At 61.0% G+C, this 15,575-nt stretch carries 14 protein-coding genes; 10 read left to right on the top strand and 4 right to left on the bottom strand.

The genetic code is table 11. The features are described 5' to 3' along the window. The first annotated feature begins 1 nt into the window (after position 1). From ACIPY9_RS08895 to ACIPY9_RS08880, 4 genes are read left to right on the top strand one after another with little or no spacing between them, the layout of a single operon-like run. On the top strand, positions 2-766 hold the full coding sequence (locus ACIPY9_RS08895; protein WP_400699565.1) for a thioesterase II family protein: 765 nt from the start codon (positions 2-4) through the stop codon (positions 764-766). A 12-nt stretch (positions 767-778) separates the two neighbouring features. Continuing rightward, the gene (locus ACIPY9_RS08890; protein WP_400699562.1) at positions 779-2,338 is read left to right on the top strand and encodes a (2,3-dihydroxybenzoyl)adenylate synthase; all 1,560 of its coding nucleotides are present in this window, start codon (positions 779-781) and stop codon (positions 2,336-2,338) included. 15 nt (positions 2,339-2,353) lie between these two features. Further along, entirely contained in the window at positions 2,354-2,677 is a 324-nt protein-coding gene (locus ACIPY9_RS08885) for an isochorismate lyase (RefSeq protein WP_400699560.1), read from the top strand. Next, a complete protein-coding gene (locus ACIPY9_RS08880; protein ID WP_400699557.1) occupies positions 2,674-4,047 on the top strand; it encodes an isochorismate synthase in 1,374 nt (457 codons plus the stop codon). The genes ACIPY9_RS08885 and ACIPY9_RS08880 overlap by 4 nt, the downstream gene beginning before the upstream one ends. Before the next feature lie 95 nt (positions 4,048-4,142). Here ACIPY9_RS08880 and ACIPY9_RS08875 read toward each other — a convergent pair whose 3' ends face one another. Next, positions 4,143-4,697: a TetR/AcrR family transcriptional regulator gene (locus tag ACIPY9_RS08875; RefSeq protein WP_400699554.1), complete on the bottom strand. Its 555-nt coding sequence runs from the start codon at positions 4,695-4,697 to the stop codon at positions 4,143-4,145. A 179-nt stretch (positions 4,698-4,876) separates the two neighbouring features. Between ACIPY9_RS08875 and ACIPY9_RS08870 the strand changes: the two genes are divergently transcribed. Genes ACIPY9_RS08870 through ACIPY9_RS08860 form a run of 3 tightly spaced genes read left to right on the top strand, consistent with a single transcriptional unit; the run spans position 4,877 to position 10,641 of the window. Next, positions 4,877-6,037, top strand: coding sequence for an efflux RND transporter periplasmic adaptor subunit (locus ACIPY9_RS08870; protein WP_400699552.1), 1,161 nt, complete (start codon positions 4,877-4,879; stop codon positions 6,035-6,037). A gap of 33 nt (positions 6,038-6,070) precedes the next feature. Further along, the gene (locus tag ACIPY9_RS08865; protein WP_400699549.1) at positions 6,071-9,217 is read left to right on the top strand and encodes a multidrug efflux RND transporter permease subunit; all 3,147 of its coding nucleotides are present in this window, start codon (positions 6,071-6,073) and stop codon (positions 9,215-9,217) included. Between the two features lie 5 nt (positions 9,218-9,222). After that, on the top strand, positions 9,223-10,641 hold the full coding sequence (locus tag ACIPY9_RS08860; RefSeq protein WP_400699547.1) for an efflux transporter outer membrane subunit: 1,419 nt from the start codon (positions 9,223-9,225) through the stop codon (positions 10,639-10,641). A gap of 130 nt (positions 10,642-10,771) precedes the next feature. Here the strand turns inward: ACIPY9_RS08860 and ACIPY9_RS08855 are convergent, their stop codons facing one another. Next, entirely contained in the window at positions 10,772-12,328 is a 1,557-nt protein-coding gene (locus ACIPY9_RS08855; RefSeq protein WP_400699544.1) for a diguanylate cyclase, read from the bottom strand. 325 nt (positions 12,329-12,653) lie between these two features. Here ACIPY9_RS08855 and ACIPY9_RS08850 point away from each other — a divergent pair, with 325 nt between their 5' ends. From ACIPY9_RS08850 to ACIPY9_RS08840, 3 genes are all read left to right on the top strand, one after another. Then, complete coding sequence (locus tag ACIPY9_RS08850; RefSeq protein WP_400699542.1) at positions 12,654-13,433, top strand: DUF4198 domain-containing protein; 780 nt, start codon at positions 12,654-12,656, stop codon at positions 13,431-13,433. A 14-nt stretch (positions 13,434-13,447) separates the two neighbouring features. Next, on the top strand, positions 13,448-13,825 hold the full coding sequence (locus tag ACIPY9_RS08845) for a hypothetical protein (RefSeq protein WP_400699539.1): 378 nt from the start codon (positions 13,448-13,450) through the stop codon (positions 13,823-13,825). A 332-nt stretch (positions 13,826-14,157) separates the two neighbouring features. Further along, positions 14,158-14,370, top strand: a complete 213-nt coding sequence (locus ACIPY9_RS08840) for a DUF6124 family protein (RefSeq protein ID WP_117167009.1) — start codon at positions 14,158-14,160, stop codon at positions 14,368-14,370. Positions 14,371-14,398: 28 nt separating this feature from the next. On the opposite strand, the gene ACIPY9_RS08835 is transcribed toward ACIPY9_RS08840, so the two are convergent. Both ACIPY9_RS08835 and ACIPY9_RS08830 read right to left on the bottom strand, forming a co-directional pair. Further along, positions 14,399-14,542, bottom strand: coding sequence for a hypothetical protein (locus ACIPY9_RS08835; RefSeq protein WP_400699537.1), 144 nt, complete (start codon positions 14,540-14,542; stop codon positions 14,399-14,401). Positions 14,543-14,995: 453 nt separating this feature from the next. Continuing rightward, the gene (locus tag ACIPY9_RS08830; protein WP_400699534.1) at positions 14,996-15,442 is read right to left on the bottom strand and encodes an NUDIX hydrolase; all 447 of its coding nucleotides are present in this window, start codon (positions 15,440-15,442) and stop codon (positions 14,996-14,998) included. Positions 15,443-15,575 lie beyond the last annotated feature (133 nt).

Below are 15,575 nucleotides of genomic sequence, written 5' to 3'. Positions count from 1 at the left end.
CATGGGCATGCTGCGACCTTATCTTCAGGCCGATCAGTCCGACACCCATGTGCTGCTGTGCCCCTTCGCCGGGGCCAGTGGCGGTGCCTTCCAGAGTTGGCGAGGCCTGGACGAACTGGGCCTGGACCTTTCCCTGGCGATCTATCCGGGGCGCGACCAGCGCATGCACGAACCCTGCGTGCGCCAGGTCCAGCCTCTGGCCGAAAGCCTGGCCGCCGAAATCCAGGCCCTGAGCAACCCGCAACGCCAGAAACTGATTCTGGCCGGGCACAGCATGGGCGCCCAAGTGGCGTTCGAGACCTGCCTGCTGCTGGAACAGGCTGGCACACCGCCCGCCGGGCTGGTGCTGTCGGCCTGCCATGCCCCACACCTGAGCGGCAGACGCCTGCTCAGCCATCTGGATGACCAGCGCTTTATCGAACAACTGGTCGCCATCGGCGGTTGCAGCGAATCGCTGCTGGCCGACCGCGACCTGCTGATGCTGTTCATGCCCTTGCTGCGGGCCGACTTCCAGGCCACCGAGAGCTACCACCGCCTGCTCGACCCACAGCGTCAGCGCCTGCGTACCCCGACCTTGCTGCTGCATGGCAGCCATGACCCCGAAGCCGACGAAGAGGAAGTCGCGGCCTGGAGCCAGTGGCTATGCGGCGACCATCAACAACATGCCATGGCCGGCGATCACTTTTACCTGACTCAACGTCCCAGGGCCTTCGCGGCCCGGCTTCTCGGCTTCATCGAGAGCAGCATCAGCCCTTTTCACCATTAACGGGAACCGGACATGAATACCAAACACGATCCGCTGCAACCTTACCTCGACCTGACCCTGCCCCAGCGTCTGCAACACTGGGCGCAGGCAAAGGGTTCACGCACCGCACTGGTGGCGGGCGACCTGCGCCTGAGCTACACGCAACTTCAGCAACGGGTCGAGCGCCTGGCAGGCGGGCTGTCGGCACTGGGCATCGTGGCCGGCGACCGGGTCATGCTGCAATTGCCCAACAGCATCGCCTTCGTCAGCGCCTTTTTCGCCGTGATGCGCATCGGCGCGCTGCCGATCCTGACCATGCCCACCCAGCGCGCCCAGGATATCGAAGCGCTGTGCCAACTGGCCGAACCGGTGGCCTACCTGATTCCCGACCGCATCCGTGACTTCGATTACCGGGAAATGGCCGCCGGCATCGTCGAGCGCCAGCCTTCGCTGCGCCATGTGATCGTCGATGGCGAACCCGGTGCCTTCACGGCGCTCTCGTCCCTGGATGCGCCCTGCCCGCCATGGCCGATCATCGATCCACGCGACACGGCCCTGTTGCTGCTTTCCGGCGGCACCACCGGGACGCCCAAACTGATCCCGCGCAGCCATGCGGCCTATGCCTACAACTTCTCCCTCTCGGCCAGGCTGTGTGAAATCGACAGCAGCAGCGTGTACCTCGCGGTCCTGCCGACCGCGCACAACTTCACCCTGGCCTGCCCCGGCATACTCGGCAGCCTGGCAGCAGGCGCCACGGTCATTCTGGGCCAGAGCGCGAGCTGCGATCAGGCGATGCCGCTGATCGAACGCGAGCGCGTCACCCACGTGGCGCTGGTCCCGCCACTGGCCCAACTCTGGGCACAGGGCCGGGAATGGGAAGACAGCGACCTGTCGAGCCTGAAACTGTTGCAGGTGGGCGGCTCGCGGCTTGACCCGGTTCTGGCCCGACAACTGCTGGACTCGCTGGGCTGCCGTTTGCAGCAGGTGTTCGGCATGGCCGAAGGCCTGTTGTGTTACACCCGCCCTTCCGACTCGCTGGAGGTGGTGCTCAATACCCAGGGACGTCCGCTGTCGCCACACGACGAAGTGCGTCTGGTGGATGCCGACCTTCAGGACGTCGCACCGGGCCAGACCGGCGAGCTGCTGACCCGCGGCCCCTACACCATTGCCGGTTATTACCGGGCCGATGCCCACAACGCCGTCAGTTTTACCCCGGATGGCTACTACCGCAGCGGCGACCTGGCGCGCTGGACGCCGGAAGGCAACCTGATCGTCGAAGGCCGGATCAAGGAGCAGATCCAGCGCAGCGGCGAAAAGATCTCGGCCGTCCAGATCGAATCCCACCTCAACACCTTGCCCGATATCGAAGCCGCCGTGGTGGTGGCGGTGCCGGACAAACTGCTGGGCGAACGCATCTGCGCCTTCATTCTCGGCGAGCAGCCACCGGGGGCGGCTCAACACGTGCGTGAACAATTGCGCCAATGCGGACTGGGTGAAGACAAGCTGCCCGATCAGTTCGAGTGGGTTTCGGCCTGGCCATTGACCGCCGTGGGCAAGATCGACAAACGCCAACTCGCCGTCATGGCCCAGTGAGTACGGGAGCCTTCCATGAATGACATCAAGTCCGCACCTGACTGCCAGAGCCTGGGCGACATACGCCAAGGCATCGACAGCATCGACCAGCAGATCGTCAACCTCCTGGCCCGCCGCCTGACCTATGTGAAGGCGGCCACCGCGTTCAAGGCCAACGAGCACAGCATCCCCGCCCCCGAGCGGGTGGTCGCCATGCTTGAAGAACGTCGCCAATGGGCTGCCGAAGCGGGGTTGCCCGTGGATCAGACCGAAGACTTCTTCAAGGACCTGATCCACTGGTTCATCAACCAGCAGATCACCCACTGGCGCACCCTGCATCCGGAGGTCAGCGAACAATGAACAGTCTTCCATCGTTCAACGGGCTACTGGAGTGCCTGAGCGCCGCCCGGCAACGGGTCAGTACCAGGCAACCCCGGGTGCTGGCGTCGTTCTCGACGCCTTCGCCGGAGGTCGAGCCGCTGACATTGTTCAGCGCCAACCGGGAACATCTGCAACCTGCCAGCCTGTGGCACGTCAAGGCTCAGGCCCAATATCGCTTGGGGCTGGGGCAAGCTCATGAGTTCAATGCCGGCCATACGGAAAGTTGGCCGACGCTTGAAGCGCGCTGGCATGCACTGGTTGAGAACGCTGTCGTTCACGGTCCGCATCGCCCTGCACTGTTCGGAGGGTTTGCATTCGACCGGCAACATCACAGGACCCGGTTATGGCGCGATTTCCCCGACGCGGCGCTGACCTTGCCGCGCTTCGAGCTGCATGAAAACGAAGGGCAGACACGCCTGATCGTCAATGTGCTGGTCGAGCAAGACACGCCTTGTACGCAACTGGCAGACAACCTGGCCCGCGAATGGGCAGAAGTGCTTGCCCGTCCGCTGCCCAAGGCACATTCGCCTGCCGACGATTACGTGCGCCTGTCCATGGCTCATCTCTGGAAACAGGATGTGAGCAATGCGGTGGACTGGATTCAGCGCAGTGACCTGGACAAGGTCGTGCTGGCCCGCTCCCAGAACATCCCGGTGTCGGAACCCTTGCACGAGGTCATGCAACGCCTGCTGCGCAAGCAACCCCATGCCTATCTGTTTGCCTTTGCCCGGGAAAACAGCTGCTTTCTCGGTGCCTCACCCGAGTGCCTGCTCACCGTGCAGGGCAACCGGTTGCAGACCATGGCCCTGGCCGGCAGCACGCCCCGTGGCAAGGACGCCACGGACGATGCCCGGCTGGGGGAGCAATTGCTCGCCAGCCGCAAGGACAACGCCGAACACGCCATGGTGGTCGCCAGCCTCAAGGAATGCCTGAGCCAGCACTGTCTGGAACTGGAGATTGCACCACGCCCCTGCCTGCACAAACTGTCGAATATCCAGCACCTGCTGACCCCGGTCCAGGGCACCCTCGCCCCCACCGCCAGCCTGCTGGCAGTCGCCGAAAGCCTGCACCCGACCCCGGCGGTCGGCGGCCTGCCGCGCAGCCAGGCACTGGATTACATACGCAATCACGAGCATCTGGATCGGGGCTGGTATGCAGGGCCGGTCGGCTGGATGGATGACCGGGGCAACTGTGAATTTGCCGTCGCCCTGCGCTCGGCCCTGCTGGACGGCCACCGGGCGACATTGTTCGCCGGCTGCGGGCTGGTCAGCGGATCCGAGCCGGAAAGCGAATACGGGGAGAGCGACCTGAAGATGCAGACCATGCGCGAGGCGTTAGCCAGGGCCTAACGCGGTAGGAGCGAATTCATTCGCGAAGCAATATTCCAGACGCCGGATATGCATGGAATGTATTGGCCTCTCGCGAATGAATTCGCTCCTACGGGCTATTTCACGGCTGCGCCTTGCAGGAAGAACTGCATCAGCAACGGTGCCATGCCGGCGCGGGCCACGCGGCCGCGGCGTTCGGCATCCACCAGCCCAAACAGCAACGACGCAAAGGTTTCAGTCAGGACCGGCGCGCTGATATCGATCCTGAAAACCCCTTCGCGCTGCCCCCTCAGAAAGAAGGCATCCAGCGCATCCGAGTACGGGATCCAGCGACTGCCACCACAGGACTCGTCCAGAGAGTCCGGCCGCCATTGAAAACACAGAAACACCAGTATTTCCCGGTGGGTCAGGTGACCGTCGATCAGACGATCCAGGGCCTCGAGCGGTGCGGCCTGTTCCAGATCGGCCTGTTCGATGACCTTGTTCATCAACACACAGCCATGATTGAGCAGTATTTCAATGAGGTTGTTGCGCGTCCCGCAGAAGCGGTTGAGCGTGGCCTTGCTCACACCGGCAGCCTGGGCGATGTCCTTGAACGTACCGGCAGGGTGATCGACGAGTGCGACAGCCAGGGCTTTCAGGAGCTTTTCATCAGCAGCGGGTAAATCCATCAGGTACGTCTTCACTCGTCAAATATGGCGTGGGGGGCATTGTGCAGAAAAAGCTCATTTTCTCAAAGGACATTCACAATTACTCACAAAAGATCCATATGAGTCAATATTGACTCATATGAGTACAAAATAAGATCATTCGCAACTTTAGCGACTAATGGGCCTTGCCCGGGTGAATGATGAGTACGTTGCGCGAATGGCGTGTTATGCCAGTGATCACATTGCTGGCTGCATTGGGGCTGGCAGGCTGTGAACAAGAGGCCCAACAAGGCTGGGGAGCCTCGGGCGCTCCGAAAGAAGTCGAGTCGGTGGCCATCAAGACCGAACCCTTCACGCTGGTGAACGAGCTCCCGGGCCGTATCGAGTCGGTTCGGGTCGCGCAGGTTCGGGCACGGGTCGCGGGGATCGTACTCAGCCGCAACTTCGTCGAAGGTGCCGATGTGAAGGCAGGCGATGTCCTGTTCCAGATCGACCCTGCCCCGTTCAAGGCCGCCCTGTCCAAGGCTCAGGGCGATCTGGCCCGCACCGAAGCCACGCTTTTCGAGACCCAGGCGACCGTCAAACGTTACGAACCCCTGGTGAAGATCGAAGCCGTCAGCCAGCAGGATTACGACACCGCCAAGGCCGCACTGCAAAACGCTATCGCGGCAAAACGTTCGGCCCAGGCCGATGTGGAAACAGCGCGATTGAACCTGGGCTATGCCACGGTCAAGGCACCGATTTCCGGGCGCATCGGCCGCGCCACGGTCACCGAAGGCGCACTGGTCGGCCAGGGAGAAACCACCCTGATGGCGACCATCCAGCAACTGGACCCGGTCTATGCCGACTTCACCCAGCCGGTGGCCGATGCTCTGCGCATGCGCACTGCCATCCAGAACGGCAGCTTGCCCAAAGGCGGTGAAGAAGCCCTGTCCCTGAGCGTCGAGGGCACCGACTACCAAAGCCGCGGCACTCTGCTGTTCACCGATATCGCCGTGGACCGCACCACAGGCCAGGTGTCCCTGCGCGCCCGCTTCGCCAACCCGGAAGGCGTCCTGCTGCCCGGCATGTATGTCCGGGTTCGCACGCCACAGAGCATGAGCGACAACGCGATTCTCGTTCCCCAGCGGGCGATAAAACGTGGCAATGACGGTGCCGCCCATGTTCTGGTCATCGGCCAGGACGGTACGGTCGAGAACAGGCCGGTGAAAACCGGGGCCATGCAGGATTCCCGCTGGCAGATCACCGAAGGGCTGAAGGCTGGCGAGCAGATCATCGTCGGCAACATGACCGGTATCAATCCGGGCGACAAGGTAGTCCCCAAATCGCACCCCGCCCAACAGCAGGCCAAGGCTCAGTAAGGCCGACTTCAGCGCGATCGAGGATAACCTTCCATGTCTCTGTTTTTCATCAAGCGCCCCAACTTCGCATGGGTTGTCGCCTTGTTCATCCTGCTGGCGGGGCTGATGGCCCTGCCCTCTCTGCCCGTGGCGCAATACCCGGTGGTAGCACCGCCGCAGATTACAATCACCGCCACCTACCCCGGTGCCTCTGCCAAGGTGCTGGTGGATTCGGTCACCAGCGTCATCGAGGATGAGCTCAACGGCGCCAAGGGGATGCTGTATTACGAATCGACCAGTAACTCCACCGGCAGCGCCGAGATCAATGTGACCTTCAATCCGGGCACCAACCCGGACATGGCTCAGGTCGAAGTGCAGAACCGCATCAAGAAAGCCGAAGCTCGGTTGCCACAACCGGTGCTTAGCCAGGGCTTGCAGGTCGAACAGGCCAGCTCCGGGTTTCTGATGATCTTCACCCTGAACTACAAGGAAGGCTCGAGCAATCAGGACACCGTTGCCCTGGCCGACTACGCGGCACGCAACGTCAACAATGAAATCAGCCGCGTCAATGGCGTCGGCAGGTTGCAGTTCTTCGCCGCCGAAGCCGCCATGCGTGTCTGGATCGACCCGCAGAAGCTGGTGGGTTTCGGGCTGTCCATCGATGACGTGAACGCGGCGATTCAACGCCAGAACGTACAAGTCCCCGCCGGCAGCTTCGGCAGCACGCCCGGCTCGTCCCTGCAGGAGTTGACCGCGACCCTGGCGGTCAAGGGCACACTGGACAACCCCGAAGAATTCGGGCGCATTGTGCTGCGCGCCAATCAGGATGGCTCCACCGTGCACCTGGCCGATGTCGCGCGCCTTGGCGTGGGCAGCCAGGACTACAACTTCGAGTCGCGCCTGAACGGCAAACGTGCGGTGGCCGCCGCAGTACAGCTTTCGCCTGGTGCCAATGCCATCGAAACCGTAAGAGCGGTCAAACAGCGCCTGACCGAGCTGTCAGTCAACTTCCCGGACGATGTCGAGTTTTCGGTTCCCTACGACACCTCGCTGTTCGTCGATGTCGCCATCGACAAGGTCATCTACACCCTGATCGAAGCCATGGTGCTGGTGTTCCTGGTGATGTTCCTGTTCCTGCAGAACATCCGCTACACCCTGATCCCGAGCATCGTGGTGCCGGTCTGTCTGGCCGGGACCCTGGCGATCATGTACCTGCTGGGTTTCTCGGTGAACATGATGACCATGTTCGGCATGGTCCTGGCCATCGGTATTCTGGTGGACGACGCCATTGTGGTGGTGGAGAACGTCGAGCGGATCATGGCAGAAGAAGGCCTGTCCCCGGCGGCCGCGACGGTCAAGGCCATGGGCCAGGTATCGGGCGCGATTCTGGGCATCACCCTGGTGCTGGCTGCGGTGTTCCTGCCGCTGGCGTTCATGGGCGGCTCGGTGGGTGTGATCTATCAGCAGTTCTCCCTGTCACTGGCCGTGTCGATCCTGTTCTCGGGCTTCCTGGCCCTGACCTTCACCCCGGCCCTGTGCGCCACCCTGCTCAAGCCGATTCCGGCCGGGCATCATGAGAAGCGCGGTTTCTTCGGCGGCTTCAACCGCCTGTTCGGCAAGCTCACCCAGCGTTACGAGCGCCTCAATTCCAGCATGGTCAAACGCGCCGGCCGCTACATGCTGATATACGTCGGCATCGTGGGGCTGCTGGGGTTCTTTTACCTGCGCCTGCCGGAATCCTTCGTGCCGGTGGAAGATCAGGGCTACCTGATCATCGATGTGCAGTTGCCGCCCGGTGCAACCCGTGCCCGTACCGATGTCACCGCACAGCTGCTGGAAAACTACATGTTGTCCCGGGAAAGCACCGACTCGGTCACCATGCTGCTGGGCTTCAGCTTCTCGGGCATGGGTGAAAACGCCGGTCTGGCCTTCCCGACCCTCAAGGACTGGTCCGAGCGCGGCAAGGGGCAATCCGCCGCCGAAGAGGCCGCTGCCTTCAACCAGCATTTCGCCGGTCTCAGCGACGGTACGGTCATGGCCGTGACACCTCCGCCCATCGAAGGCCTCGGTACGTCGGGCGGTTTCGCCCTGCGCTTGCAGGACCGTGCAGGCCTGGGTCGCGAAGCCCTTCTGGCAGCACGCAATGAATTGCTGGGCAAGGCCAACGGTAACCCGAAGATTCTCTACGCCATGATGGAAGGTCTGGCCGAAGCCCCTCAGTTGCGCCTGAATATCGACCGTGAAAAAGCCCGCACCCTGGGGGTGAGTTTCGAGTCGGTCAACAATGCCCTGTCCACGGCATTCGGCTCCTCGGTCATCAGTGACTTTGCCAATGCCGGTCGTCAGCAACGGGTGGTGGTGCAGGCCGATCAGGATGCACGCATGACGCCCGAGAGTGTTCTGAAACTCTACGTTCCCAACAGCAGCGGCACGCTGGTGCCCCTGGGTGCCTTCGTGACGACCCAGTGGGAAGAAGGCCCGGTGCAGATCGCCCGCTACAACGGCTACCCGGCCTTCAAGATCGCGGGCGATGCTCCGCCGGGTGTCAGCACGGGCGAAGCCATGGCCGAGATCGAGCGGATTGTCTCCGAACTGCCGCCCGGCATCGGTTATGAGTGGACCGGCCTGTCGTATCAGGAAAAGGTCGCCAGCGGTCAGGCCACGGTGCTGTTCGCCCTGGCATTGGTGGTTGTGTTCCTGCTGCTGGTCGCGCTGTATGAAAGCTGGGCCATCCCGCTGGTGGTGATGCTGATCGTACCGGTCGGCGCCCTGGGTGCCGTGCTGGCCGTGACCGCCGTGGGCATGCCCAACGATGTGTACTTCAAGGTCGGCCTGATCACCATCATCGGCCTGGCCGCGAAGAACGCGATCCTGATCGTCGAATTCGCCAAGGAGCTCTGGGAACAGGGCCACTCCCTGCGTGATGCAGCCATCAAGGCGGCGCACCTGCGCTTCCGCCCGATTGTCATGACTTCGCTGGCCTTTATCCTCGGCGTCGTGCCCCTGACCATCGCCACCGGCGCCGGTGCAGCCAGCCAGCGCGCCATCGGTACCGGTGTGATCGGCGGCATGCTCAGCGCGACGTTGCTGGGTGTGATTCTGGTGCCGATCTTCTTTGTCTGGGTGCTGTCGGTACTGCGCCGCAAGCCGCATACCGACTCACAGCTTGAAACCCCGAACGGCACGCAGGTCCAGGAGTAAGCATCATGGCATCGAAAAACATCATCTGGCCTGCGCTCGCCACTCTGGGCCTGACACTGGGGGGCTGCTCGCTGGCCCCCGACTACCAGCGTCCGGGGTCGCCGGTGGCCGAACAGTGGAACGCCTCTGCCCCATCAGGCACAAAAACCGCGGCGACAAACGCCCAGGACCTGAACTGGCAGACCTTCGTGGTGGACCCGCAACTGCGCCGGGCAGTACAGGCCGCGCTGGACAACAACCGCAGCCTGCGACAGGCGCTGCTGGACATCGAAGCCGCACGCGCTCAATACCGCGTGCAACGTGCCGACCGCCTGCCTTCACTCAACGCCAACGGCACGGGCAATCGCCAGCGCGTACCGGGCGACCTCTCCAACAGCGGGTCGTCGACACTCAGCAGCACCTATCAGGTAGGGCTGGGGCTGACCGAATATGAAATCGACCTGTTCGGCCGGGTGCGCAACCTGTCCGACGCGGCTCTGGAGCAATACCTGGCCACCGAGGAAGCCACCCGCAGTACGCAGGTGTCGCTGATTGCCGAGGTGATACAGGCCTGGCTGACCCGAGACGGCGCACAGCAGCGTCGGGACTTGGTCAAACAGACACTCGACACCCGGCTTGCCTCGCTGGAACTGGTCAGCCAGCGCCGCAAGGTCGGCACCGCCACGGCGCTCGACTACCAGGAAGCCTTCGGATTGACCGAGCAGGCCAAGGCCGAGCTGGAAAGCACCGAGCGTCAGTTGCAGCAATCCGGCAACGCACTGGCACTGCTGATCGGCACCCGGGATGCCGCGACCTATCTGACAGAGCAGCCTGGAGATTCCCGGCTGGTGTTGCAGGACATTGCACCGGGCACCTCTTCGGAGTTGATCGAGCGACGCCCGGACATCCTGGCCAGCGAACATCGGCTCAAGGCGCGCAATGCCGATATCGGCGCGGCACGGGCGGCGTTCTTTCCGCGCATCTCCCTGACCGGATCGTTCGGCAGCTCCAGCGCCGAACTGTCCGGGCTGTTCGATGGCGGCTCGCGCTCATGGTCGTTCGCGCCGTCCATCTCGGTGCCGATCTTTGCCGGAGGCCGCAACCGCGCCAACCTCAATCTGGCCGAAGTACGTCGGGATTCGGCAGTCGCCGCCTACGAAGGCAGCATCCAGACTGCCTTTCGCGAAGTGGCCGACGCCCTGGCCGCCACCGACACCCTGCGCCGGGAAGAAGCGGCACGACGCGCTCTGGCAGGTTCCAGTCAGGAAGCCCTGAAGCTGGCCAAGGCCCGTTATGAAGGCGGCGTCGACAACCATCTGCGCTATCTGGATGCCCAGCGCAGCGCCTTTACCGATCAGTCGACCCTGATTCAGATCAGCACCGACCGGCAGGTCGCACTGGCCAGTCTGTTCAGAGCGCTGGGCGGTGGCTGGGGAGCAAAATAAATAGGTAGCTATCGGTAGGAGCGAATCGGGCGGCGATCCGCTCATTCGCGAAAAGCCAGTACATCCGCAGCAAATGGATTGCCTGAAATACTGTCTTCGCGAATGAATTCGCTCCTACGGGGTGTGCGGTTCAGTCTGTTGTCTCTGCCTTGCTCCGGGACCAGGCGGGGCTGGCATCGAGCAGAAACGCCGAGGCCAGGCTTACCTGGTTCTTGCCTTGTGACTTGGCCGCATAAAGCGCCCGGTCAGCCAGCTCGACCAACCCGTTCTGATCCAGTGGCTCGTTGCGCCCCAGTAACGTTGCCACACCCAGGCTGACGGTCACGATGCCGAAAGGGCTCGGCGGATGCTCGATACCCTGATTCTGGATACCCTCAAGAATCGCCTCGGCCACGGCACAGGCCCCCGCCTCGTCGGTGTCCGGCATCACGACGGCAAACTCCTCCCCGCCATAACGGGCCGCCATGTCTCCGGAACGTCTGATGCAGTGTTCGATGACACGGCTGATGGTCTTCAGGCACTCGTCACCCGCCGGATGACCGTAGTGGTCGTTGTAGCGCTTGAAGAAATCCACATCGATGAGGATCAGGGACAGAGAACGCCTGTCGCGCCAGGCACGCCAGAATTCGACATCCAGAAACTGGTCGAAACGCCTGCGGTTGGCCAGACCTGTGAGCTTGTCCTGAGAGGCAATCAGCTCCAGATTCTGGTTCAGCTCCAGCAGCGCGGCCTGGGAGACGAGCAGTTCGTTTTCCGCATCGATGCGTCGGTGGATATGGCCAATCAATCGACGCCCAAGCCCCACCAGCAGGCCCAGAAGCACCAGCACCGCGAGCACCGACTGGCCGGTCTGCCGCCTCCAGGCTTGCATGGCCTCATCCCGGCCCAAGGCAACGGTGGTCACCAGCGGGTACTTTTCGCTGCGTTTGAAGGCGTACATGCGCCGGACTCCGTCCACATTGGAAACGAAATCAGCCGTACCGGACACGCTGTTCCGGGCCTTTACAAAGATGGGAGCCGAAGACAGGTCACGACCGATGTCTGGCTCACTGAAGGGATACCTCACCAACAGCCGGCCCTGCGTAGAACTCAGGCTGATGACACCCTGCTCCCCGACCTGAATGTTCGAGTAGAAGCGAAGCAACTGATCGATACCGATCGTGAGCAGCAGCACACCGGCAAAGCGCGAGTCCGGGGAGTCGATACGCCGACTGATGGAAATCATCCAGGCCCCTGTGACACGGCTCCGAAACGCCGGGCCAATGAACACGCCCCGATCCGGGTTATCCCTGTGATAGGTGAAAAACTCGCGATCCTCGCCCGTCAATCTCGGAATGTGCCGATTGCTCAGAAAAACCCCGTTACCCTGGGCGTCATACAGCACCACACTGCTCAACTGCTCCAGGGTATTCGCCTCACTGGCCACCACAGCCCTCAAGCGCTCCACCTGGGCGGGGCCAGTCCCTTCGTGCTCGACCCTCTCACGGAGGCCGGTCAACATCAACTCACTCTGCTTGAACACCCCTTCGGTGTAGTTGCTCAAGGCGCTGGTCAGGTTGACAGTACTGGTCTCGATGTTTTCCAGCATGGTGTGTCGTGATGTCGAGATCTGCCAGACGGTCAGAAACACCACACAACCACATACGGTACAAATCAGCCAAGTGGCCAGCCGAAGATCACTCTTCAAAAGCAACCTCCGGCCAGCATGGAAAAATTGCCAACACACGTGGGTTTGACATGGAGACCTGCGTATTCATAGGCTGCACCCACCCTGTACCACCCTTTTTGCAACAAATCCAAGGTTTGTTCACGTCCGGCATCAGCACTTTTGTGCTGAAACGGTAAACCTGTTCCTCTGGCCGTGACGAAAAAAGTATCGGGGCTCTATACGCAGATCATGGGCAAACAGATCACCCGACCGCCTCAAAAATGCATACAGGGGGGACAGCATGGGCGACGACGGTTACCCTTGCTGGCTTCGCCGCACCCGAATCCATGGAAAAGAACACGTCATGAAGAACATCCTGAGCACCCTTCTCGTCGGCTCGACGCTGTTATTGGCCACTCATGCGGCCCAGGCCCACCAGATCTGGTTCGAGCAGTCCCCCGACCGCAGCATGGCCTTCTACTACGGCGAATACGATGAAAACATGCTGGAAGTCAGCCCCGGCGGCATGGACCGCTTCAAGGCGCTGCAAGGGCAATGGCTGAGTGCGGCGGGCACGAAACCACTCACCCTGACCCTCGCTCACGATCACTTTTCGGTCGCACAGAAACCGGGGAAAGATGACTCGTTCCTCGCCGCCGACAAGGCCTACCCGATCTTTCAGGTCAAGGACGAAGGCAAGACCGTCAGCGCCTACTGGACACCCGCCACCCGCTGGGTCAGCGACTTCCGCGCCCGGGAACCCGAACTGGACCTGGATATCGTGCCGACCGGCGTCGTGAATGGCGATCAGGTCGAATTTCAGGTCTTTTACCTGCAAGACCCGCTGGGCAACGTGCCGGTGAAAATGTCGTCCGCTTCCGGCTGGATACTGCAGGCCAACACCGATGGCGAAGGCAAGGTCAGCTTCAAGCTGCCGTGGAAAGGCACTTATGTGCTGGGTATCGAATACCGCGATCGCTCGGAAAGCGGAGAACGTGTCAGCGCCGAAGGCACCCGGGAAAAATACGACATCCTGGCCTACAGCTCGTCCCTCTCGTTCCACAAAGACACCGGCATCGCCCCCCTGCCCCGCGCAGAATCAAACCTGCCAGCGTCGGAAATCGCCCGCCTGAACAAGAAATGATCAAGGGTCCTGCCATGAAAACCGTTCTGAACACCCTCCTTGCCACCGCCTGCGCCCTGCTCATGAGCCAGGCCAGCGCCCACGGCATTCCCACACCCCAGCACGGCGGCCTGATCGAAGATGCCGGACTGGTCGCCATTGAAATGGTCGCCAATGGAGATACGATCGATCTGTACCTGACCGATCACGACCAGCCCGTCAGCGCCGAGGGAGTTACGGGGGTTTTGACCATCACCACCCGACATAAACGTGAAAAGACAGAAATCGTGCCGGTCAGTGGTAATCAGTTGCGCAGCCAGGGGGTTAGCTACAAGTCGGGGTCACGGGTCAGTGCGTTGCTGACATTGGCGGATGGGAAGACCAAAGTCAGTGCCCGGTTCAAGATTCCGTGAGAGATGTTACTTAAGCTAACGAAAATGCCCTGCTTGCAGGGTGTTTCTTACGGACCTGTCTCTATCATCTGCACGAACTTTCCTAGAAAATCCCATGCCCTTGCGTGGGTGTTTTTGGCTCTCTAGGCTGTGCCGGTCACTGCTCATCAGTGATCGGGTTTAGCAGCCTGTGAGCTTAGTCACGCGAGAAGTCATGCCTCTATGGCGGCTTTGCGTGGGGCACCTTCGGGTGCGCCGGTTTTGGCTGAGTTCCCGGTCTGCTAACCCGCGTCAAAGTCGCCACCCTCAATCGTTTAGCAGCGATTGGCAGGTGGCCTTACGAGGACTTAGCCATGAAAAAGTTAACACCCGATCCACCTGCCCCATCGCTTGAAGAATCCCTGCTGCATATCTCTGAACTGCTGCGCTGTGCAGCTGCCACCGCTTATGAATCCGGCGACAGCCTTAATGGTCCGAAACGGGATCTGGCCTTCTCGGTCGTCCATCTGATTGGTATGGCCAGGAGTGAACTGGATCGGTCGTTGGAACGGGTTGAAGTGCGTTAATGCTGTGGTGATTGTCGGCCATATGCCGCTACCGCCAAGCTGCGCTGACCTCTTCGTAGTCGAGGGCCAGCGCAGTCTGCAGCAGTGGGTACCAGATGAAAGATTGATTGGTCAGGAGGGGGCGAAAGCACTTAGTTGCCAGCACCAAGAACAGCCTCAGCCAGTTGGCCATCAAAGTACTCCGTGTCATCGCGCGGCTCGGAATTCAACCGTCGCCTGGCCTCAACCAACATCTCAGGAACTGCAATTCGCTGACTCAGAAAAGTAGCGACCATGAGATCTGAAAGCTCGTTAAAAGGCGTGTCCCAAGCATCTCTACAACGTTATTGTAACGATGTCCACGCCTCCCCTTTCCAGGGGCCGATGATGCTGGTTACTGTTGTCGGTTCGGCCATTGGCATCAATTTGTACTGGTTGGGGAAGGATTTTAACGACAGTTCATGCGCGGTGTGCAGGGTAGCTTTCGGCCGATTCTGTTGAAAAAATCGGACGGGATTTTCTGTGCATCGGTGCACCGTTTCTGTTTCCGCTGCCCAGCGTTTTACGGCCGGGCTTGGCAGTACGACGACCTTTGCACACACGGTTGCCCTATAGACATAAAGAGCAACGCTACCATCTGCGCAACTCAGTCCAACAACGAAAAAGACTGCAACAACTCATATAGCCCCTCGGGCACCAGTACGCCTTCGCGGGTTAAACTTGCGCTGTCCCGCCACACGGCACGAAAGGTTTCGCCATTGCTTTCCTGCCCTTCCAACCAAGGCTTTTCATATAGCGTGGGGTCTTCAAATTCAGCGTCGTAAACCTGTACAACTTCGTGCCCTGGTTTGCCCAGATAGGTGAAGATGCTTTCCAGAGTACCCAACATACGGGGATTTCTGATCGGCAGGTCCAGCTCCTCTCGGATTTCCCTGGCGATGGAGTCGACACTCTTCTCACCAAACTCAACACCGCCGCCCAACGGACGAAACAGCAATTGATGCTTCACAGGATCGTGAAACGCATTGACCAGAATTTTGCCACGGTGATGAAAAACACAAATCGCGAGGTTTCGTATACGGGGTTCTGACATGGATGACTGGTCCAGATTTGAAAGGGGTTTGACGATGTGGCGCGACGCCTCAGAGGTGATGGGCAGAGTATCCTAAATGTCCACGGCTGGCCGAGTTTGATCGGTTTAAAGCAGGCTCAGATCTTGTGCATGC

Origin of the sequence: Pseudomonas sp. NPDC089734, from assembly GCF_044748865.1 — a bacterium.
In the GTDB taxonomy this organism is placed as follows: Bacteria; Pseudomonadota; Gammaproteobacteria; order Pseudomonadales; family Pseudomonadaceae; genus Aquipseudomonas.
The sequence above is the reverse complement of the archived record's forward strand: the minus strand, read 5'-3'. Positions and strand labels throughout refer to the sequence as shown.